Annotated in this window: 19 protein-coding genes; 14 read left to right on the top strand and 5 right to left on the bottom strand. The window is 71.4% G+C overall.

Going from position 1 to position 20,343, the window contains the following annotated elements:
* Window positions 1-2: 2 nt before the first annotated feature.
* On the bottom strand, window positions 3-1,331 hold the full coding sequence (locus tag BUB75_RS14295; RefSeq protein WP_143175191.1) for a CAP domain-containing protein: 1,329 nt from the start codon (window positions 1,329-1,331) through the stop codon (window positions 3-5).
* Between the two features lie 171 nt (window positions 1,332-1,502).
* Window positions 1,503-2,210 carry a hypothetical protein gene (locus tag BUB75_RS14300; protein ID WP_073257301.1) on the bottom strand — a complete coding sequence of 236 codons (708 nt, stop codon included), beginning with the start codon at window positions 2,208-2,210 and terminating at the stop codon, window positions 1,503-1,505.
* A gap of 305 nt (window positions 2,211-2,515) precedes the next feature.
* On the opposite strand from BUB75_RS14300, the gene BUB75_RS44220 reads away from it, so the two are divergent.
* The 5 genes from BUB75_RS44220 (at window position 2,516) to BUB75_RS14325 (ending at window position 8,250) form a co-directional block, all read left to right on the top strand.
* Window positions 2,516-3,532, top strand: coding sequence for a DUF4142 domain-containing protein (locus BUB75_RS44220; RefSeq protein ID WP_084741065.1), 1,017 nt, complete (start codon window positions 2,516-2,518; stop codon window positions 3,530-3,532).
* A gap of 4 nt (window positions 3,533-3,536) precedes the next feature.
* On the top strand, window positions 3,537-4,214 hold the full coding sequence (locus BUB75_RS45120) for a hypothetical protein (RefSeq protein ID WP_143175192.1): 678 nt from the start codon (window positions 3,537-3,539) through the stop codon (window positions 4,212-4,214).
* Window positions 4,211-5,434, top strand: coding sequence for a DUF1996 domain-containing protein (locus BUB75_RS14315; RefSeq protein WP_084741068.1), 1,224 nt, complete (start codon window positions 4,211-4,213; stop codon window positions 5,432-5,434). The genes BUB75_RS45120 and BUB75_RS14315 overlap by 4 nt, the downstream gene beginning before the upstream one ends.
* A gap of 207 nt (window positions 5,435-5,641) precedes the next feature.
* The gene (locus tag BUB75_RS14320) at window positions 5,642-6,898 is read left to right on the top strand and encodes a 4Fe-4S domain-containing protein (RefSeq protein WP_073257033.1); all 1,257 of its coding nucleotides are present in this window, start codon (window positions 5,642-5,644) and stop codon (window positions 6,896-6,898) included.
* Window positions 6,898-8,250 carry an NAD(P)/FAD-dependent oxidoreductase gene (locus tag BUB75_RS14325; protein ID WP_073257036.1) on the top strand — a complete coding sequence of 451 codons (1,353 nt, stop codon included), beginning with the start codon at window positions 6,898-6,900 and terminating at the stop codon, window positions 8,248-8,250. The genes BUB75_RS14320 and BUB75_RS14325 overlap by 1 nt, the downstream gene beginning before the upstream one ends.
* A gap of 151 nt (window positions 8,251-8,401) precedes the next feature.
* Here the strand turns inward: BUB75_RS14325 and BUB75_RS47120 are convergent, their stop codons facing one another.
* Together BUB75_RS47120 and BUB75_RS14335 are read right to left on the bottom strand one after the other, a co-directional pair.
* Complete coding sequence (locus tag BUB75_RS47120; protein ID WP_218617511.1) at window positions 8,402-9,937, bottom strand: hypothetical protein; 1,536 nt, start codon at window positions 9,935-9,937, stop codon at window positions 8,402-8,404.
* A gap of 39 nt (window positions 9,938-9,976) precedes the next feature.
* Complete coding sequence (locus tag BUB75_RS14335) at window positions 9,977-10,258, bottom strand: hypothetical protein (protein WP_073257041.1); 282 nt, start codon at window positions 10,256-10,258, stop codon at window positions 9,977-9,979.
* Between the two features lie 125 nt (window positions 10,259-10,383).
* Here BUB75_RS14335 and BUB75_RS14340 point away from each other — a divergent pair, with 125 nt between their 5' ends.
* Window positions 10,384-11,670, top strand: a complete 1,287-nt coding sequence (locus tag BUB75_RS14340; protein WP_073257044.1) for a pyridoxal phosphate-dependent aminotransferase — start codon at window positions 10,384-10,386, stop codon at window positions 11,668-11,670.
* Here BUB75_RS14340 and BUB75_RS14345 read toward each other — a convergent pair.
* Window positions 11,667-12,545 carry an Lrp/AsnC family transcriptional regulator gene (locus BUB75_RS14345; protein ID WP_073257047.1) on the bottom strand — a complete coding sequence of 293 codons (879 nt, stop codon included), beginning with the start codon at window positions 12,543-12,545 and terminating at the stop codon, window positions 11,667-11,669. The two genes, BUB75_RS14340 and BUB75_RS14345, sit on opposite strands and share 4 nt — an antisense overlap.
* Window positions 12,546-12,687: 142 nt before the next feature.
* Between BUB75_RS14345 and BUB75_RS14350 the strand changes: the two genes are divergently transcribed.
* The 8 genes from BUB75_RS14350 to BUB75_RS14385 are packed head-to-tail and all read left to right on the top strand — an operon-like array spanning window position 12,688 to window position 20,092.
* Window positions 12,688-13,800, top strand: coding sequence for an extracellular solute-binding protein (locus BUB75_RS14350; protein WP_073257049.1), 1,113 nt, complete (start codon window positions 12,688-12,690; stop codon window positions 13,798-13,800).
* Complete coding sequence (locus BUB75_RS14355) at window positions 13,785-14,615, top strand: ABC transporter permease (RefSeq protein ID WP_143175193.1); 831 nt, start codon at window positions 13,785-13,787, stop codon at window positions 14,613-14,615. The genes BUB75_RS14350 and BUB75_RS14355 overlap by 16 nt, the downstream gene beginning before the upstream one ends.
* Entirely contained in the window at window positions 14,608-15,411 is an 804-nt protein-coding gene (locus BUB75_RS14360) for an ABC transporter permease (protein ID WP_073257054.1), read from the top strand. Before BUB75_RS14355 ends, BUB75_RS14360 begins: the two co-directional genes overlap by 8 nt.
* Before the next feature lie 50 nt (window positions 15,412-15,461).
* A complete protein-coding gene (locus BUB75_RS14365) occupies window positions 15,462-16,466 on the top strand; it encodes an ABC transporter ATP-binding protein (protein ID WP_218617512.1) in 1,005 nt (334 codons plus the stop codon).
* Complete coding sequence (locus tag BUB75_RS14370) at window positions 16,463-17,362, top strand: NAD(P)-dependent oxidoreductase (protein ID WP_073257060.1); 900 nt, start codon at window positions 16,463-16,465, stop codon at window positions 17,360-17,362. The genes BUB75_RS14365 and BUB75_RS14370 overlap by 4 nt, the downstream gene beginning before the upstream one ends.
* Window positions 17,359-18,192, top strand: a complete 834-nt coding sequence (locus tag BUB75_RS14375; RefSeq protein WP_084741073.1) for a sugar phosphate isomerase/epimerase family protein — start codon at window positions 17,359-17,361, stop codon at window positions 18,190-18,192. Before BUB75_RS14370 ends, BUB75_RS14375 begins: the two co-directional genes overlap by 4 nt.
* Window positions 18,189-19,313 carry an aromatic ring-hydroxylating oxygenase subunit alpha gene (locus tag BUB75_RS14380; protein ID WP_073257063.1) on the top strand — a complete coding sequence of 375 codons (1,125 nt, stop codon included), beginning with the start codon at window positions 18,189-18,191 and terminating at the stop codon, window positions 19,311-19,313. Before BUB75_RS14375 ends, BUB75_RS14380 begins: the two co-directional genes overlap by 4 nt.
* A complete protein-coding gene (locus tag BUB75_RS14385) occupies window positions 19,310-20,092 on the top strand; it encodes a class II aldolase/adducin family protein (RefSeq protein ID WP_073257067.1) in 783 nt (260 codons plus the stop codon). The genes BUB75_RS14380 and BUB75_RS14385 overlap by 4 nt, the downstream gene beginning before the upstream one ends.
* Window positions 20,093-20,343 lie beyond the last annotated feature (251 nt).

Genomic DNA, 20,343 nt, shown 5'->3' on the forward strand with positions numbered 1-20,343 from the left:
GTCTATTGACCCAGGACGATCGACCAGTAGGCGACGCTCCGGTTGTTCATCCGAGCCTCGGCACCGACCGCGGTCCAGCCGCAGCTGAGATTTCCGCCGGAGACGACCTTCACGGTGGCGGGGACGGTCGCGGTCCCGCCCGGTGTCGGGAACGCTGCCCGCGCCGCCTCGGCCGGGCTGCCCGCGCCCGAGACGACCGATTCGACCACCTTTTGTCCCTGGTAGCCGGCGCTCTTGGCGCGGGTCAGCGTATCGCCACCGTCCGGGGACGCGGTGTCGAGGTATCCGCGGGACAGCATGTCGTCGACGTGGTCACCGGCGGCCGCGACGAGCGACTGGTCGACCTCGACCCGGCCGCAGCCGAGGAGGTCGAGCTCCTTGTTGATCGCCGCGGCGACGGCTTCGGCGGCGGGCGCCTCGGCCTTCCGGCTCGGCTGGTCGGAGGATTTGGCGCCGGACGGCGCGCTCGCGCTGCCGGTCGGCGGGCTCGCGGACGCGCTGTTCAACGCCGAGCTGGACGATCCGGTGTACCGGTCGGCCTCGGCCAGCATCGTGGCGCCGAGCACCAGCACGAGCATCAGGACGCCGCCCGCGAGCGGCGCCCAGGTGGAGAACTTGCGGCGCGATCCGGTGTAGCGCATCGGGCGGGACGCTTTGCGCCGGGAGCCGGTCCGTGGCCGCTTGCCCGCGGCCCCCGCCGCGTGGCTCCCGCCCACGCCTGCCCGCGAGCCGGACGTCGGCCGCCCGGGGGACGTCGGCCGCCCGGCGTCGTAGGGGCTCGTGTCGTAGGCCTGGGTGCCGTAGGCGCGGGCGTCGTAGGCCTGCGCGTCGTAAGCCTGCGCGTCGTAAGCCTGCGCGTCGTAAGCCTGCGCGTCGTAAGCCTGCGCGTCGTAAGCCTGCGCGTCGTAAGCCTGCGCGTCGTAGGCGGAAGGCCCGGTGCCGTAGGCGGCCGGGTCGGCGTCGTAGGCGCCGGGGCCGCGGTCGTACCCCGACGGAACTCCGCCCGGCTGGACTCCGCCCGGCTGGCGGCGCTCGTCGGGGTGGAGCAGCGGGGACGGGCGTGGGACCGTCGGCTGATCGTCCGGCCAGATGCTCGTCCACTCGTCGGTGCGGTCGCGGTCCTTGGGCTTCTTCGCTCCCTTGCCGCCGCGTTCGCTGCGCCGGTGAGCACCCCCGAGGCGTCCGACCGTGTAGACGTTGGACGAGGGACGCGGCAGCGCCCTCGGCAGCTCCATCGTGCCGTCGATCTCAGGCGCGTACCCCTCCGGAACTCCCCGGAGTTCGGCGTCGCCCACCGCTGCGGTGGCCGACCACATATTCTTCCGCGCCATTCACTATCCCCTTCGGACAATCACCTGACCACGGCCGGTGGTGGCGGCACCGGTCCAGCGGCCCACCCGACCGCGAGCCGACTCGGGCGATCGGGTGGGCTGGGCCGGAGTTCGCGCCAGCACCGGGTGCGAGCCGCCAGGGCGAACTCCGACAGTGGTGGGGTGGCCCACTCAGTAGGTGTAACCACCGTCGCCGGCGGCAGCGCTCGGGCTCGCGTCGTCATCGGCCGGCGGCTTCGGCGGCGCCGGCGGGTTCTCCGGAAGGCAGGTGACGTTCTTCGTGCCGTCGGGCGCGACCGCGAACCAGACCTTGCCGACGTTCTGCCCGGTCCAGGCACCGGGCTTCTTGTCGCCCAGGTAGTAGTACAGCGGCCAGCCCGCCAGCGTCACCTGCTTGGTGCCGTCGTCGCGCGTCACCTCGCCGACCTCGGAGGCGTCGAGGCCCTCGATCTCCTGGTCGTCCGCGACAACCGGCGGCCACACCTTGGCGCAGTCACCGTTGCAGTTGGACGCCGGCGGCTTCGCGGTGTCGTTGTCGAAGCGGTAGAGGATCCACCCCTTCTCGTCGGTGACGACGTCACCCATCTTCGCCGTGCGGACGCGCTTCAGCGTCGTCGGCTTCTTCCCCACGTCGTCCGCGGCGCCGGCGTCACCGGCGGCTTCGGAGTCGTCGGCGGCTCCGGAGTCGGAACCCCCCGCTTCCGGCGTGGGATCCGCGGCGGGAGCCGCAGCCTGCGCAGTGGCCGGAGCGCCGGTGGCGGCGGCGTTCTTGGGGTCGGCCTCGTACGTCGAGCCACACGCTGTCAACGCAAACGCCGTGAGAAGGCCTGCGGCCGCCAGGGCGGTGCGTGTCGTGACCGAGCGGATGCTCGCGTTCATGATCTGGTCTCCCGTGTTTCGGAGGCTAGAGCGGCGACCGGTGAGCCGCGCGACCGGGAACACGGACGGTGCACACAGCCGGTTCATAATCGACGGAGAAAGTTCCCCGGCACCTGCAGGCCTTTAACCGCGGGTGAGCCGATCTTTATCTGTGGCTTAACGATTGCCGGGCGGTGAACTCCCCCGCACTGCGCTCCGTCGCGCTGATCGAGTCCCGGTAACTCCCTCCGGCCCCTCCCGTAGCGGGGCGGTGGCGTCCACCGGGTCAGACGGAATCCTTTCTTCGCGACGTTCGGGAGCGGTCGATGACCGGTCGGAAAGCAAACGCTCCGGGTGAGCGGCGGGTGCTGAGCACTGTCGCCGAGGCGCTGCCGGGGCAATCACTCACCGTGTTCCTCGCGCTGATCGCCGCGGGTGCGATCGCGATCGGAGCCACCGCGTTCGGCGGATGGCCGGGTAGCAGTTCGCCCGCGATCGCGGGCGAGCTCGGCGTGAACGACCCCGCACTGCGGACGAACACCGGCAACCTCGGGGCCGTTCCGGCGGCGGAGTCCAGCGAGGGAACGGACAGCGGCGAGAACGCCGACACCGGTGAAGCCGGCGAGGGCAACGAGGCCGGCACGGTGCGGGACACCCAGAAGGACAGCCCGGAGGACCCGGTTGTCACGAGCGCGAGCCCGGAGCCGTCCCCGCCGCTGCCGGACCTGACCACCGCGCGGTCGATCCCGCTCACCGAAGCGGACAAGCAGCTGCTGATCAAGGTCCGGCAGGCCGGTCTGTGGGAGATCCCCACCGGTGAGCAGGCGCAGCAGAAGGCGGAGAGCCCGATCGTCAAGGCGGTCGGCAGGCAGCTCGCCGCCGACCACCGCAAGCTCGACGACTCGGTCCGCAAGCTGGCCGCCGACCTCGACGTCGTCCTTCCGAGCACGGCGTCGGAGGCGCAGCTGGGCTGGATGGCCGAGCTGTCGGCGGCGAACGGGGCCGACTACGACCGGCTGTTCGCCGACCGGCTGCGCGCCGCCCACGGAGCGGTGTTCAACGTCATCGCCCAGGTCCGCACCGGTACCCGGAACCCGATCATCCGGCAGTACGCGCAGATCGCGAACACCGTCGTCATGCGGCACATGACGCTGCTGGAGAGCACCGGCCTGGTCACGTTCGACGAACTGCCGGCCCCGGTCCTCTCGCAGGCGTCCTCGTCCGGCTCCGGCGGTGTCGAAGAGAACATGCCCGGCGTCCGGACCGTCCTGATCGTTGCGATGCTCGCCGCCGCCGCGCTCGTGGGCATGGTCAGCATCCGCCGAGTGCGGCGAGGTGAGTAACCCGTTGAACGAGATCCGAGACCCCGACGCGTGGCGGACCCGCTCGCGCATCCCGCGCGCGTCCGGCGCCTGGGTCGGCGTCGCCCGGGTACAGACGCCGCCGCCGTACGTGGCGGACGCGCCCCGGGCCGACCGGCCCGGCAGCGACCGGGCGCTCACCGAGAAAGCCTGGGCCACCGAATCAGGGGGCGCCGATTTGGGAGGCGCCGATTTGGGAGGCGCCGAATCGGGCGCTGCCGAATCGTGGGCGGAAGACGCCTGCGTCGACGAGGTCGGTGTATCCGACCACGTCGACGCCAGGGCCTGGGCGGCGAGCATGCTCGCCGCCGAGGCCCGCAAGGCCGACGCGCCCCGCGGCCGGCACGGCGCCCCCGCTCCCCAGCAGCTCCCCCACCAGCGCGACGCTGCGTGGCTGGACAGTCCGGCGCCGGACGCCGAATGGGCCGGGGACGCGGTCTCCGGACGTGAATATTCCGCCCGCCGCACGCCTCTGAGCAGCGGTGACGGCGGTCGCCACCGAGCTCCCCGTGCACTGCGGCTGGTCTACAGCGCGGATAACGCTGAACCGGTCGAGCCTGCGGAGCGTAGTGAGGGCGAGACCAATGAGGGGCCTGTGAACCGACCTGGTGGGCACACCCGAGCATCCCTGCCCGCCCCGACCGAGGAGACAACACCCGCATGACTGGACCGAAGAGGCACAAGCGGCCCCCCAACCAGTTCCGTCGTCGATCGCTGATCATCATGGCGGTCTTCACGACGATGGTGGTGGCCCTCGGTGTCGGCACCGCATCGGCAGGTCTCCGTGGCGACCGGGACGGCCGGGACGGCTGGCGGAATTCCTCCGGACGGCACGGGCACAACAACGGGAACAACGGCAGCCAGAGCGCGAACCCGTCGACGACGACCAGCGTTGACCCGTCGGCGACCGCGAGCGGCGACCCGGACGAGTCGGCCAGCGCCGACCCGTCGGCGACCGACCCCTCGGCGACCGACCCGGCCGAGGGCGGCGGCGAGGAGACCGAGGCCCCGGACAACGGCATCGACGAGACCGACTACATCGACATCCGTCAGGTCCCGACCGTGCGGGCACCGCGGTTCGCCCGCAACGGCTCCCGCGGAAGCTTCAACAGCATTCGCTGCACGCTCCAGGACCGCCACAACTCCGACAACTTCATCGCCGCTCCCGGTGTCGTGAACGCCGCGCACCACGTGCACGACTACACCGGCAACACGACCACCGACGCGAACTCGACCGACGAGAGCCTCGCGGCCGGCGGCACCACCTGCAACCAGGGCGACAAGTCGGCGTACTTCTGGCCGGTCTTCCGCGACGCGACCGTCGACACTCCGAACCGGTTCCCCGGCGAGCTCGAGGAGGACCTGAACACCGGCCAGCTGCTGATCCCCAGGTTCACGATCCGGTTCGAGGGCAACCCGCGCAGCAAGGTCGCCGCGATGCCGCAGAACATCCGGGTTCTCGCCGGTGACGCGAAGGCACCGGTCAACGGCGGCGCGAACCAGCGGTCGGCGTTCACCTGCCAGGGCTTCACGAACCGCATCTCGGTCGACAAGTACACGCTCTGCCCGAACGGCCGTGGCTTCACCAGCATCTCCGAGTTCCCGAGCTGCTGGGACGGCCAGAACACCGACAGCGCGAACCACCGCACGCACATCGTCTACCCGGACGCGCAGGGCAACTGCCCGGCGAGCAACCCGGTCGTGGTGCCGAAGCTCGTCATCACGTTGACCTACAACACGAAGCCCGGTCCGACGTTCCGATTCGACAGCTTCCCCGAGTCGACCCACGAACCGAGCAGCTCGCACAACGACTTCTTCAACCTCATCCCGCAGAACGTGATGAACCGCATGGTGCAGTGCATCAACACCGGTCGTCGCTGCTGAGAAAAAACCTCTGAACCGGCGCACCGCCACACCCGTCACACGGATAGGACGGTGCGCACCCCGAGCGAATCGGGACGCCCCGGCCGATCGGACGCCAGTCCGGTCGGCCGGAGTCGGTCCGGGACGACCGCAACATGTTGTTGCTCCGCAACGGCGACCCGGCGCTCAGGTGCTCAGCATCCGGATGGGACAACGAGGAGGACGTGAATGGAACCCGCTCTGGCGGCCGCCGCTGACGACGCCGCAGCTGCGGCAGCGGTCCACGTCGTCGCGGCAGCAGTGGGCTTCGCCTCGACGCTCGCGCTGTGGCTGAGCATTTTGATCGGCATCGTGCTCGGACGCTCATGGTCGCTGCCGTGGATCAAGCACACGTCGTTGAAGAACCTTCATATGACGTTCGCGATCGGCGGCTTGGCGCTCGGCATCGTGCACGGTCTGGCCCAGCTGGCAGCGCCCGGCACGTACGTCCGCTGGATCGACCAGATCATTCCGTTCATCAACCCGACGAAGCCGATCGGCGTCGGCCTCGGCACGCTGTGCCTGGAAATGTTCCTCGCGATCGCGCTCTCGGTGCCGGTCCAGCGCAAGCTCGGCCACGCCAACTGGCGGATCGTCCACTCGACCGCCTATATGGCCTACACCGTGACCGTCGGCCACCTGATCTTCACCGGCTCGGAGGTCAAGGGCTGGGTGACGGTGGTGGTCGTCATCAGCTGGCTGATCACGATCGCCCTCTGGTTCGGGACCAGCGGCAAGTTCGGCAAGCAGGTCGGCGCCGCCGCGATGGACATCGCGGACAAGCGAGCCAGCACCACGACGGTCAACGTCAACCCGCACACCTGCGCCCGGTTCGGGTTCTGCGAGCACGAGGCGCCGGAAGTGTTCCAGCTGAAGGGCAACGGCCGACTGGCCTACCGCACCACGGTCGAGCCGCACGAGGTCGACAAGGTCTACTCGGCGATCAAGATCTGCCCGGCGCGGGCGATCTCGATGTCCGGCCCCGGCGTTCCGTTCGACCTCACGATCCCGCCCGGCGCCCAGGAGCCCGGTGCTCCGGCGAACGTCGGCCCGACCGCCGGTCCCGGCCAGCCCATCTCCCTGGCCCCCACGGCCGACACCAGGGAGACCACGGTGGTCCCGCACCTGGCGCCGGTCGCGCCGGTTTCTCCGGTCGACGCACCGCGTCCGATTCCGACGAGCCCCGCGGTGCCGCCCGCGCCTCCCGTCCCGGCCGGCGCTTCGGGCGGGCTCAGCGCTGTGGGCGGGCCGGGTGCTGCGGGCGCGCCTCGGCCTACCGGACGGCTGGGTCCGTTCCCGCCCGGTGGCCCCGGGCGCCGTCACGGTCAGCCGGTGACGCCGCCCCCGCCGCCGCTGCGGTCGGTCCCCAACCGCCCCGAAGGTCGCAAGGACAGTCCCAACCGATACGACAACGTCACCGGGCTTCGCCCACGAGGAGGTGCCTGATGCAGAGGCGAGCGGAGAACATCACCCGCCTCGCGCCCCAGCGGTCTTTGGCGACGCTGGGACCAGCAGACCGGATCCTGGTCGTCGGCGGTGGCCCCGCCGGCACCGCGGCCGGTGAGGAGCTGCGGCGACTCGGTTTCCGCGGCCAGATCCAGCTGCTCTGCGCCGATCCGGGGGGTTCCTACGACCGCCCGGCCTGCTCCAAGGGCCTGATCACCGGTGCCCAGCGCCCCAAGGACGCCCGCATCGGCGTCACCGACAAGCGCTGGGAGATCGACTGGCGTCTCGGCCGCACGGCGGTCGCCTGTGACATGAACGAGCGGGTCGTCTGGGCCCAGACCGGCGAGGGTTTCCGGTTCGACGGTCTGGTGATCGCGAACGGTGCCCGCCCGATGCTCAACAGCATGTGGTCCGGTGCCGCGGTGCCGCACATCGTCCACGACATCAACGACGCCTGGGAGATCCGGCGCGGGCTGCGCAACGCGAACCGCGTCGCGGTCGTCGGCGGCGGTTTCACCGGCTGCGAGCTGGCCTGCAGCATCCGGGGCATGGGCAAGGACGTCACGCTGATCCACCCGCGTGACGTCGTGATGAACGGCGTCCTGGACGGCGTCGCCTCGAAGCTGATGACCGACGAGCACGCCGAGGACGGCGTCGACCTGCGGCTCGGCCGCCGGGTCAAGGCCGCCGACCGGATCGGCGAGAAGTGGACGCTGACGCTCGACGACGGCAGCCGGGTGCACGCCGACATGGTCGTGATGACCGCGGGCGAGAAACCGGACACTGCCTGGCTGGCCGGTACCGGCATCGACATCTCCGACGGTGTGGTCTGCGACGACGCCCTGCGCGTGCTCGACGAGGAGGGCACCGTGGTGCCGGGCGTCGTGGCCGCCGGTGCGCTGGCGAAGTGGCCCAACCGCTGGATGGCCGACAAGAACGGGCGGTGCGGTCAGTGGATCGCGGCGCTGGAGCAGGGCCAGTCGGCGGCGCGTTCGCTGCTGGCCGGTGACGCTCCGACCGAGCCGGCGATCCTGCTGCCGCGGTACTGGTCGCAGCAGCTCGGCCTGCGGATCCAGGTCTGCGGCGACATCAGCAACGACACCGAGGTGCGGCGGCTCGACCGGCGGCCCGGGCACCGCAAGCCCGCCCGGACCGGCGTCCTGACCTGCCACTATCGCGGCCGGGACCTGGTCGGCGTCGTCGCGATCAACGCTCCGACCGAGTTCGTCACGGTCGCCCGTGAGCTGCTCTACAGCAAGCCGCGGTTCGAGCTCTCGTCGCCGCGTCAGCCGGTGCAGGTGCCGACCACGATCATGTCGCGCGACCGGCGCCGCCTGGCGGCGACCGGCTGAACCCGGACAGCCGGCCGAGGTACGGCCGGCACGCGCGTCGATGGGGCTCGTGCCGACGGGCACCCGGCACGGCTCCATCGATGCGTCCGGCCCGCCCGGTATTCCGGGCGGGCCGTTTCGGTTTGTGCTCGTCCGCCCGGCGCGGGCGGGCTCAGAAGATCTGCGCGAGGGTGTCCAGGACGTTCGCGTAGAAGCTGCCTTCCAGGTCGCGGAAGAGCTGGAAGGGGTGGCTGGGCTCACCGATGAACGGGCGGAGCGTCCAGGCGAGCTGAGTGCCGACGAACCCGAAGAGCAGCACCCAGACGTAGAGCAGCCGGGTGTTGACCGGCCGGTCGAACGCGCCCGGCACCGGGGTTTTCAGGGCTGCCTGCGGGTCGCGGGTCGCCTGCGCCTCGAGCGCGGGCTGCGCGGGGTGCACGCTGTGGCCCCCGTGACCGGGGTGGCCAGGGTGGCCGGACGCACCAGGGTGGCCGGGGGCCGGCATCGGCGGGGGCCAGCCGTACGGCGCCAGCGGACGCGGACGTTCCTGCGGCTCGTGGCCGGACAGCCGGTTCAGGCCGCGCATCCCGTCGACCATCACGCTCAGCCCGACGAACCCGGTGAGCATCAAAATCAGCACGTTGAGCAGCTTGAAGAACGCGTAGTCGTTCGCGGTGACCAGGAAGAACAGGCTGATCGGCGCGAACGCGAGGGTCAGGGCGCCGGTGACCGTGATCGAAACCAGCACCAGCGCGAGCGCCTGCCGGATCGAGAGCCGCGCGCCGAACACGAGGTTGAACAGGTAGAGGGTCGGGAGGCAGATCCCGAGCGTCAGCAGGAACAGCAGCGGCAGCTTGACCGCCGAAGAGAGCGCCTGCAGCGGCCCGGCGGAGGCGCCGAGCACCAGCCCGTACACGGCCAGCGAGACGACCGAGCTGATCAGCATGCGGCGGAGCATGGCGTTGAGCTGCTGCTCGGCGAGGATCTCCCGCCAGACCCCTTCCCGGTCACGGAGGATCCGCTCGATGATCAACGTCCCCGGCCGAGCACCACCCGCAGCGGGCGCTGCAGCCGCAGCCGGCGCCACGGATCCCACGGCCGCGACCGGCGCAACCGACTCGGCAGGCGCTGCCACCGGTGCGGGCGCAGCCGGCCCCGCGGATGTTGCGGGCACTGCGCACGCGGCAGTCGATGCCGATACGTGCGGCCCCGCGACCGCCGCAACCGGCTCGGCAGGCGCGGCCTCCGGCGCGGCGACCGCCGCCGACTCCGCGGGCGCAGCGGACGCCGCAGGCACGGCGAGCGCGGCGACCGCGGCCGGCTCTGCGTGCGCAGCGGACGCCGCAGGCACGGCGAGCGCGGCGGGCACTGCGGGCACTGCGGGCGCGCCAGCAGGCGCGGTGAGCGCGACCGGCTCCGCGGGCGCGCCAGCAGGCGCGGTGAGCGCGACCGGCTCCGCGGGCGCGCCAGCAGGCGCGGTGAGCGCGACCGGCTCCGCGGGCGCCCCCGCGGGCGCAACGGACGCCACAGGCGCCGCAGGGGCCGCAGGAACGGCGGGCTCCGGGGACGCGGCGAGCCCTGGGGACGCGGCGGGCTCCGGGGATGCGGCGGCGGGTGTGTCGGGTGGGGGCTGGGCCACCGCGGCGGCGGGAACCTCGCTTCCGTTCAGTCCTGAATCGACCTCGTCGTCCGTTGTCGCTTGCGCCACCGGTTCCTCCTGTCACATCAGCACCGATAGGCGCGGAGGTTAACGGAAGTCCACCACCGGCTCGTCCGGTCCCGCAGCCGCGAGATTCTGCACCACCCAGCGACGTTCGTCCTCGGTGAGCGTGGCCCACCACGGCTCGCGCTCCCACCACGGCTCCGCGCCCCCGGACGCACCCCCCGCCTCAGCCCCCGACGCAGCCGAACCGCCCGGCGGCTCCGGCGGCGCGACAACCGACCGCTCCGCACGCCGCGCCCACCACACCGTCCCGGTCGCGCAGGCCGCACCCAGGACGGTCACGACCGCGGTCGAAAGGAGGCTCACCGCCGCAGAATACGACCGACAACGCCCGCCTCAGAAGTGAACCGGCACCCCTCCCGGACCGTTTTCGGAGTGCACCGCTGCGAGCCGCGGAATCGTCCGCTGACCGGCCCGACGGAGGGACCTGCGTGAAGCACTCGATGGACCTGGGCATGTTCCGACAGGGCAATCACAGCCCGTCGTACTTCACCCTCGCCCGCAGCATGGGGTCCGGCTCCGAGGAGCTCTCCGACTTCTGCATCCCGTGCAACCCGTATTTCCCCACGCCGGACATGTTCGCCGAGCTGTCGGCGAAGCTCGAGACGATCCTCAAGTACTACCCCACCGACGCCGGCGCGATCACCGGCCAGCTCGCCAGCCTGCTGCAGATGCCGCCGCAGACGATCGCGATGGGCAACGGCTCCACCGAGCTGATCACCTGGATCGACCACCTGATGATCCACGAGAGCATGGCGACCCCGGTGCCCACGTTCGGGCGCTGGACCGACCAGTCGCTGGAGACCGGCAAACGGGTCGACATGTTCCAGCTGCCCGAGGCCGGTGGGTTCGCGCTCGACATCGACGCCTACGTCGACTTCATCCGGGAGCGCAACTCGCGGGTCGCGGTGGTCTGCAACCCGAACAACCCGGACGGCAACTACATCCCGAAGTGGGAAGTGCTCCGGCTCGTCGACTCGCTGGCCGATCGCGACCTGGTCGTCGTCGACGAGTCGTTCATCGACTTCGTGGACGCCGAGCACCGCCCGTCGATCGCCCAGGAAGCGATGCTGCGGCACAACGTCCTCGTGCTGAAGAGCTTGGGGAAGAACTTCGGGCTGCACGGGATCCGGTTCGGGTACGTCGTCGGCAACCCGGCACTGGTCAAGAAGATCGGTTCGCGCCTTCCGAAGTGGAACCTCAACTCGCTGGCCGAGACCGTCGTGTTCATGCTCCGCGACCACCTGGCCGAGTACCGCGAGAGCCTGCGCCTGCTGGCCCGCGACCGGTACGAGATGATCAACGAGCTCCGCCGGATCCCCGGCATGCAGGTGTTTCCGTCGCAGGGGAACTTCGTGCTGGTGAAGCTGCCCGCCGAGGTGGAGGGGCCGCGGCTGCGCGACTACCTGCTGTCCCGGCACGGCGTGCTGATCCGGGAGTGCGGCAACAAGCTCGGCATCACCAGCCAGTTCGTCCGGCTGGTCGTGCGTCCGCGGGAGGACACCGAGCGGCTGCTGAACGGCATCCGCAGCTACCTGACGTCCTCGTTCTCCGAGTCGCTGGACGGCGCCACGCCGATGGACCTGGCCGGCCGCTTCGCCGAGTCGACCGGCCTGAAGACCGGGACGCACTCGGTGCTCGACGACCCGCTGGGCGACCGCGTGGTGCCGCTGCTCGGCGCCGAAGGCCCGCGGCTGAGCCGCAGCGGCACCCGCTAGTACTGCTCCTTCAGCACTCGCAGGTGGGTCCAGGACTCCAGCCCGAGGACGCCCGGCAGCGCCCGGACGTCCTCGAGCAGCCGAAGCGTCTCGTCGGCGTCGTAGGTGACCGCCGTACAGATGACATCGGCGCGGCCGACCGCGGTCGCGAGGTACTGGACCCGATCGAGCCCGTCCAGCACCGAGACCACCGACGCCGGATCACCGCCGAGCGTCACCTCGAACCCGGTCAGCACCGGAGCGCCCCACGCGCTCGCGTTCACCCGCGCTCCGACGTGCACGGCGCCGGACTCCAGCAGCCGTAACACCCGGGTGCGCGCGGCGCTGGTGGAGAGCCCCACGCCGTCCGCGAGTTCGGCGAACGACGCCCGTCCGTCGCGTCGGAGGTGCGCGAGCAGGCCCCGGTCGACATCGTCGACCGGGGTTTCGTCGTACCGGCCGGGCGGGAAGTGGGTGTCCTTCCGGATCTCGGTGTAGATCCCGGTCTCGACCTTCCGGACGCCCGGCAGCCCGGCGATCCGCCGGATCGTCGCCGCCAGCGCCGCCTGGTCGGTGCAGCGCAGCTCGGCGATCAGCGAGAACCGTCCGGCGACCGCGGAGAGGAACGGCAGGTCCCCGAACTCCGCGAGACGCTCGGCGACCGGGGCGATCGGTCCCTGCACGATGAGCCCGAGGTGCGCGTACGCGTTCAGGCCGAACACCGACGGGTGGACGACGCCGACGATCGTCACCAGGTCGCTGTCCAGCAGTCGGCGCATTCGCGCGGTTACCGCCGGACGGGACAGCCCGACCGCCTGCCCGAGCGCCTCGAACGTGGCCCGGCCGTCCCGGCGCAGCTCGGCCAGCAATGCCCGGTCGAACGCGTCGGTGTCCATCGGCCCCCGTTTCGGCAACGTAAATCTCTGCGGCCATCTGGATTTCCAGCCGCAGATCCGTAAGTCCCGGCGTTAGCTTACGAGCGTTGCAGCGGCGCTGCACTCCATTGGCTGCTGATATTCGATTCTCGGAGGCTCCCCCGTGCACTCCTCCCGTCGCCAGTTCCTCTCCCGAGTTTCGTTAGCAGCCGGTGGCGCGCTGCTGCTGCCGTCGGCACTCGCGGCCTGCGGCTCGGACGAAGACACCGCCGCCACCCCCTCGTCCGCGCCCTCCGGTGTGGACGCGAAATGGCCGAAGCTGACGTCCCGCCAGGTCGTGGTCGCGGGCTTCGGCGGCGAGACCTACGACGTCCGGCAGAAGCTGGAGTTCGACCCGTTCACGAAGCTCTCCGGCGTCCGGGTCACGCAGGCCGCCTGGGACTACGGCAAGTTCACCGAGATGGTGGCGAAGCCGAACCCGGAGTGGGACATGATCGACTTCGACGGATACTCGATCGCCGCGCTGATCGAGGGGAAGACGCCGCCCGGCAAGCTCGCCGACTGGGTGCGGCGGTGCGATCTCGTCGACAAGGCCTACCAGGACTACGCAGCCGGCAGTTACGCGTACAGCGTCGTGCTCGGGTGGTCGACGAAGCTCGGCGCGACGCCGACCGGCTGGGCCGACTTCTTCGACACGAAGAGGTTCCCCGGCAAGCGGGCGTTCCCGAAGTCGATCTACGCCGGTACCGCGGAGATCGCACTGCTGGCCGACGGCGTCGCCAAGGACAAGATGTACCCGCTCGACCTCGACCGGGCGATCGCGAAGCTGAACACGATCAAGGACGACCTGATCTTCTACGACTCGTACGCCCAGGGTCAGCAGTACATGGCGCAGGGCAGCGCGTCGATGATCGCCACCGCGAACAGCCGGATGATCCAGCTCAAGGACAGCGGCAAGCCGGTGGACTGGACCTACCAGGACGCGATCCTCTACCCGTGGGGCGGCTTCGCGCTCACCCAGCAGGCGCCGAACGCCGACGCCGCGAACGCGCTGATCGACTACCTGTCGACGCCGGAGGCGCAGGCCGCGGTGGCCAAGAGCCTCTACCTCGGTCCGACGGTCTCGGCCGCCCTCGACCTGCTCAGCCCGGAGGAGCTCGCGAAGCAGCCGAGCGCACCCGACAACGTCGCCAAGCAGCTGTCCGTGGACGTCCGGTCGCTCGCGAAGCAGGACGGTGAGTACGTGGAGAAGTTCTTCGCGTGGGTCGGGAAGTGACTGCCGGAGGCCGGTGGCTGCTGCTCCCGCCGCTCGCCCTGCTCACCATCGGTCTGCTCGGGCCGATGGTGGCGGTCGTCGCGGCCGGCGTGGCCGCCGACGGCCCGGTCGGGATGGTCACCGAACCGTTCCGCAGCGAGCTGTTCCTCGGCGCGGCGGCCCGGACGCTCTGGCTCTCGCTGCTGGTGACCGTATGCACGGTCGTCATCGGCGCGATCTACGCGGTCGCGCTGGTGGCGGCTCCGCGACGGCTGGCCGGTGTGCTCTTCGGCGTGCTGTTCCTGACGTTCTGGGTGTCGCTGCTCGTCCGGACGTTCGGCTGGGTTCTGACCCTGCAGCCCGCGGGAGCGCTCGACAGTCTCGTGGGTGGGGAGGGCCTCGGCCTGTACCAGACCACGGCCGGCCTGGTCCCCGCGATGGTCCACATCATGCTTCCGTACGTGGTGCTGCCGATCTACGCGGACCTGCGAGGCTTGGACGCCGCCCAGCTGCGGGCCGCGCGGAGCCTCGGTGGCGGCGAGTGGCTGACGCTCCGCTCGGTGGTGCTCCCGGCGATCCGGCCGGGCGTGCTGGCCGGTGGGGTGATCGTGTTCGTGCTCAGCCTCGGCTTCTACGTGACGCCGGCGTTCCTCGGCGGGCCGGGCGGCCAGGTCGTCTCGATCGTGATCGGCACCCAGTTCGGGCGGTTGCAGGATCTCGGCGGCGCCGCGGCGATGGGTGTGCTGCTCCTGGTCGCCACGCTCGGGCTGTATGTGCTGGCCGACCGGTTCCTCGGCATCGGGCGGGCCTGGAGCGCGGCGGTGGAACGTGAGTGACTTCCGCACCGCCGCTCCTCGCACCAGCGCCATCACCGTCGTCCTGGGCGTCGTCGTCGCGCTGTTCCTGCTGGCGCCGCTGGCCGTCATCCTGCCGGTGGCGTTCAGCGCCGACGCGTTCCTGGTCTTCCCGCCGCAGCAGTGGTCGGGGCGCTGGTTCACCGACGTGCTGACCGACCCGGCGTGGCTCGACGCGATCAGCCTGTCCGCCCGGATCGCCGCCGGTGCGGCCGTCCTCGCGACGCTGGCCGGGACCTGCGCGGCGTTCGCGCTGCGTCGCGTCCGGCGTGGGCAGCGCACGCTGCGGACGCTGATGCTCGCTCCGCTCGTCGTGCCGCAGCTGGTGCTGGCGCTGGGTCTGTACCTGGCCGTGGACGACCTCGGTGGCCGGGCCGGTCTGGGGACGCTGCTGGTCGGGCAGGCGGTGCTGGCTACGCCGGTCGTCTACCTGGCGGTGGCCGCCGGGCTGGCCGGCGTCGATCCGGCGCTGTCCCGGGCCGCTCGCAGCCTCGGGCACTCCTGGCCGTCGGCGCTGGTGCGGGTGGAGCTGCCGCTGGTGGCGCGCAGCGTCGCCGGGTCGGCCGTGCTGGCATTCGGCCTGTGCTTCGACGAGTCGGTTCTGGCCTACTACCTGAGTCCGCCCGGCGAGGAGACGCTGCCGACCCGGATCTGGCTGGACGCGAGCCAGAGCGCGTCCCCGGCGATCGCGGCGGTGAGCGCGCTGGTGATCGGGTCGGCGGTGGTGCTGCTGGGAGTGAGCGTGCTGTTGACCACTCGGAAAAGGAAAACCCCATGAGATTTCTTCCGGTTAAGGGCGGGCGGGCGGGTGGTGCAGGGCTGGAGAGCGTGAGTATCGACAGGCTCACCGTCGATCTCGGTGGAGCGCGGATCCTCGACGAGGTGAGCCTCACCGTTCCGGCCGGGTGCTTCGCGACGCTGCTCGGACCGAGCGGCAGCGGCAAGACCACGACGCTGAACGTCCTGGCCGGGTTCACCGACCCCGGCAGCGGCGACGTGCGCATCGGCGGCCGGTCGCTGACCGGCGTACCACCGCACCGCCGCGAGATCGGCGTCGTGTTCCAGAACTACGCGCTGTTCCCGCACCTGTCGGTCGGTCGCAACATCGAGTTCCCGCTGCTCGCCCGGAAGGTCGACCGGGCCACGCGGCGCGAGCGGGTGGCCGAAGCGCTCCGGCTCGTGCACCTGCCCGACGTCGCGGACCGGTCGGTGCGGTCGCTCTCCGGCGGCCAGCAGCAACGGATCGCGCTCGCCAGGGCGCTCGTCTTCGCTCCGCAGCTGCTGCTGCTCGACGAGCCGCTGGCCGCGCTCGACAAGCAGCTGCGGGAGGCGATGCAGCTCGAGCTCAAGCGGATCCAGCGGGAGACCGGCACGACGACGATCGCGGTGACCCACGACCAGGTCGAGGCGCTGTCGATGTCGGACATCGTGGCGATCATGCAGGACGGCAAGATCGTGCAGGTCGGCTCACCGGAGGAGGTCTACCGGCGGCCCGCGACGCGATTCGTGGCCGGCTTCCTGGGCGAGGCGAACCTGCTGCCGGTGGTGGACGGGAAGACCGCGCTGTTCGGCAACCCGGTGGACGGCAGCGGCACGACCGTGCTCCGCCCCGAGGACCTGGAGCTGACCGCGGCCGACCACCCCGGAACCGTCGCCGCGACCGTCACCGAGGTCGTCTACCAGGGCGCCCGGTTGCGGCTCACGGTCGCGGCGGACGGAACCCCGATCGTGGTCAGCGCGGTCCCGGGCGATCTGGCTCACCGTCCCGAGATCGGTGACGCGGTCGGCGTCCGGCACCGGGGCGGCGAACTCCGCGCGCTGGCCGACGCGTGAGCGCGCCGGTGGTGGTTCTGGCCGACCCGTTCGGATCGGTGCAGGACGTGCGGGCCGGGCTGGGCCCGGTGCAGGCCGAGGTCCGGGCTGCGGACGCGATACCGGCCGGCTCCGGCGTCGTCGCGCTGCTCGTCGGGCCGGAGACCCCGCTCACCGAGGCTCACCTGGACGCGCTGCCCGACCTGCGGATCGTCGCCGCGACGTCGGCGGGCACCGACCACATCCCGGTGGATGCCGTCACCGCGCGGGGCGCCTGGGTGACGTCGACCGCCGGGTACTGCACGGACGAGGTCGCCGACCACACGATCGCGCTGGTGCTGAACCTCCTGCGCGGGGTCGGCACGCTGGACGCCGCGGTGCGCGCCGGACGGTGGGACGTCCGGGAAGCGGCGCCGCGCCGGATCGCGGGAAGCGTGCTCGGCGTCGTCGGGGTCGGGGCCACGGGGCAGGCCGTCGCACAGCGCGCCACCGCACTGGGGATGCGCGTGCTGACCTACCCCGGCCAGGACCTGCACGAGCTCCTCGCCGAGGTCGACGTCGTCAGCCTGCACGTCTCGCAGCGTCCGGGCGCTCCCCCCGTGCTGGACGCTGCCGCGATCGCGCACCTCCGCCCGGGGGCGTACGTGGTGAACACCGCACGCGGAGGCGTCCTCGACACCACCGCGCTCGGCGACGCCCTGCGCTCCGGCCGGATCGCCGGCGCCGCACTCGACGTCCTGCCGATCGAGCCGCCCCCGGCCGACGATCCGGTCCGCACGTTCCCGCGCACGATCCTCACCCCGCACGCCGCGTGGTACTCCGCGGAGGCCGCAGTCCGCCCGTACGTCTGGGCGGGTGCGGCGGTGGCCGCGGTCCTCGCCGGGCGCGAGCCGGACCGAGTGGTGGGACGACCGTGACGCGGACCCTGTCGGTCTTCCAGTCGCTGTGGGCGATGGAGGACCTGCCCTGGCGGTCGGCGTCGCGATGGAGCCTTCCGGAGCGGGTCGAGCGGATCGCGTCGGCCGGCTTCGCCGGGCTCGCGGTGGACCTCGGCGCGCGCGAGGCGCCTCCCGCCGCGGAACTGGCGCCGCTGCTGGCGGGCCTTCGGAGTGCGGTGTTCACGTTTATTACGGACGACGCCGCGCTGGACGCCGCAGTGCGGTACGCCGAGGCGATCGGCGCCGAGCTGATCGTCGGGTGCGGCCAGGTGTTCCCGGGTGACGTGACCACCGCGGCCGCCCTCGTCCGGGGCTGGCTGAAGACCGCCGCTGCCGCCGGGATCCCGTTCCAGCTGGAGACCCACCGCTACACGGTCACCAACGACCTCGGCTTCACAGTGGCCCTGCTGGACGCCGTCCCCGAGCTCACGCTCGCCGTCGACCTCTCGCACTACGTCGTCGGCAACGAGCTGCCGGACGGCCCCGACGAGCGGGTGGACACGCTGATCGGCCGGGTCCTCGACCGGGCGGGCTCGCTCCAGGGACGGATCGCCACCCGCGGCCAGGTGCAGGTCTCCCCGTCGTTCCCGCAGCACCGCGCCGCCGCCGATCGGTTCCGCGCCTGGTGGGCCGCGGCCATGCGCACGTACCCGGGCGACGACCTGGTGTTCTGCTGCGAGCTGGGCACCGTGCCGTACGCGATCACCGGCGCCGACGGCGCGCAGATCAGCGACCGCTGGGCCGACGCGCTGCTGCTCAAGTCGTGGGCCGAAGAACTGTTCCACGCCACCGAACGGAGGCACTCATGACCGGACCGCTGACCGACCGCGAGGTGGGCGTGAGCATCCTCCCCGCCGGCGCCTACACCGACCCGGCGGTATTCACCGCCGAGCAGGGGGCGATCTTCGAGCGGCGGTGGGTCTGGGCGGGGTTCACCCACTGGGTAGCGAAGCCGGGCAGCTCGCACCCGGTCACGGTGGCCGGCCGCCCGTTGCTGATCACCCGCGACCTGACCGGCGCGATCCAGGTGTTCCACAACATTTGCCGCCACCGCGGGATGGTGCTGTCCGAGGAGCCGAGCACCCGAAAACGCCTGCGCTGCCCGTACCACTACTGGACGTACGAGGTCGGCGGCGCGCTCTGCGGAACGCCGTACTGGGATCGCACCAAAGGCTCGGCGCCCGACGACGCGACCCGGGACGCGCTGGCGTTGCTGCCGGTCCGGCACGCGGAGTGGGCCGGCATGGTGCTGGTGTGCCTCGGTGAGCCGGAGCGGCCGGTCGAGGACGTCCTCGCTCCCCTGCGCGAGCGGTGGGCGCCGGTCGACCTGGACCGGCTGCACCTGGCCGCCGAGGATCGGTACGAGATCACCGCGAACTGGAAGCTCGTCGTGGAGAACTTCCTCGACTTCTACCACCTGCCGTTCGTCCACCCGCAGGTCGGACCCGCTGCCGCCGCGCTGGACATCGACGACGTCGTGCTCGCCGACGACATCCTCGGCGGCTGCTACCCGCGGGGAGCGGCCGGTAAGGCGGCCAAGACCGAGACGCCGCTCCCGATGTTCGGGGACGTCCCACCCGCCCTGCGCGACCGCCAGGATATTTTTTGCCTCTTCCCCAACGCGCTGGTGTTCCTCGAGGCGGATTGGTTCCAGGTGATCGGTTTCGAACCGGTCGCTGCGGACCGTACCGTCGAACACATGGCGGTGTTCGTCGACAACTCCGCGTCCGGTCCCGAGTTCACCGACGCGCGGAAGGCGCTGACGGCGGTCCTGTTCGAGGTCAACGACCAGGACGTCCCGATTCTGGAGCGGATGCAGCGTGGCCGCTCCTCCCCGGCCGCCGACCGCAACCACCTGCTGCCGCACTGGGACCAGGTCACCGCACGGTTCCAACTGCTGGTGGCATCCGCGTTGGAGGAGGAGCGATGACCCTCACCGAGGTCGACACGGAATGGGCGCTCCGATGCGAGCTCGCCGCGGTCTACCGGCTGGTCGACCACTTCCGGATGACCGATTTGATCTTCACCCACATCTCGCTGCGGCTGCCCGGCCCGGAGCACCACTTCCTGATCAACCCGTACGGGCTGCTGTTCAGCGAGATCACCGCGTCCAACCTGGTAAAAATCGACCTGGACGGGAACCCGGTCGAGCCCACCCCTCACCCGGTCAACCCGGCCGGCTTCGTGATCCACAGCGCCGTGCACAAGGCCCGCGCCGACGCCCAGTGTGTGCTGCACACCCACACCAAGGCCGGGTGCGCGGTGGCCGCGCAGCGCGACGGGCTGCTGCCGCTGAACCAGATGTCGATGGAGTTCTACCGACGGGTCGGTTACCACGAATACGAGGGCGTGGCGCTGAGCCTGGCCGAGCAGGAACGGCTGGTCGCCGACCTCGGCCCGCACCCGGCGCTGATCCTGCGCAACCACGGGCTGCTGACCGTCGGCGCCACCGCCGGGCAGGCGTTCCTCCGCATGCACTACCTGGAGCGGGCCTGCGAGATCCAGGTCGCGGCGCAGTCGACCGGGGTGCCGCTCGTGCTGCCGGAGCCGGAGGTCTGCGAGCGCGCGGCCCGGCAACTGACCGGTGAGCCGATCGAGGACCCCGAACTCGGCGGCGAGGACGACTTCGTCGACGACGACGCCGGGGCGCTGGCGTGGGGCGCGCTGCGGCGCCTGGCCGACCGCATCGCCCCCGACCTCGCGACCTGACGCCGTAGCCCCAGCGGCTCGAGCCTGCTCACGGCCGCGGCGCGAAATGATGCGCCGCGCACGGGCCCCACGAGCGTCCAGCTTGGAACGGCGGCGAGTAGCTGTCGTTCTCTGGAGGCGGCAGCGGGCTGCTGATCCGGCTCTGTCCTGCGGTAAGCATGCCGATGGCCCGAAGCGCTGGGAGCGCTTCGGGTGGCCGGCCGGGGCCTGCGGCTGGTGTCAGGGTGGGTCGAGGGTGGTGCCGTCGGGTC

Source organism: Cryptosporangium aurantiacum, assembly GCF_900143005.1.
In the GTDB taxonomy this organism is placed as follows: domain Bacteria; phylum Actinomycetota; class Actinomycetes; order Mycobacteriales; family Cryptosporangiaceae; genus Cryptosporangium; species Cryptosporangium aurantiacum.

Excerpts from the sequence above, each read along its gene's own strand:
- BUB75_RS14380 (WP_073257063.1), top strand. The coding sequence starts at position 18,189 with ATGACCGGACCGCTGACCGACCGCGAGGTGGGCGTGAGCATCCTCCCC.
- BUB75_RS14325 (WP_073257036.1), top strand. The coding sequence starts at position 6,898 with ATGCAGAGGCGAGCGGAGAACATCACCCGCCTCGCGCCCCAGCGGTCT.
- BUB75_RS44220 (WP_084741065.1), top strand. The coding sequence starts at position 2,516 with ATGACCGGTCGGAAAGCAAACGCTCCGGGTGAGCGGCGGGTGCTGAGC.
- BUB75_RS14385 (WP_073257067.1), top strand. The coding sequence starts at position 19,310 with ATGACCCTCACCGAGGTCGACACGGAATGGGCGCTCCGATGCGAGCTC.
- BUB75_RS14320 (WP_073257033.1), top strand. The coding sequence starts at position 5,642 with ATGGAACCCGCTCTGGCGGCCGCCGCTGACGACGCCGCAGCTGCGGCA.
- BUB75_RS14295 (WP_143175191.1), bottom strand. The coding sequence starts at position 1,331 with ATGGCGCGGAAGAATATGTGGTCGGCCACCGCAGCGGTGGGCGACGCC.
- BUB75_RS14300 (WP_073257301.1), bottom strand. The coding sequence starts at position 2,210 with ATGAACGCGAGCATCCGCTCGGTCACGACACGCACCGCCCTGGCGGCC.
- BUB75_RS14315 (WP_084741068.1), top strand. The coding sequence starts at position 4,211 with ATGACTGGACCGAAGAGGCACAAGCGGCCCCCCAACCAGTTCCGTCGT.
- BUB75_RS14345 (WP_073257047.1), bottom strand. The coding sequence starts at position 12,545 with ATGGACACCGACGCGTTCGACCGGGCATTGCTGGCCGAGCTGCGCCGG.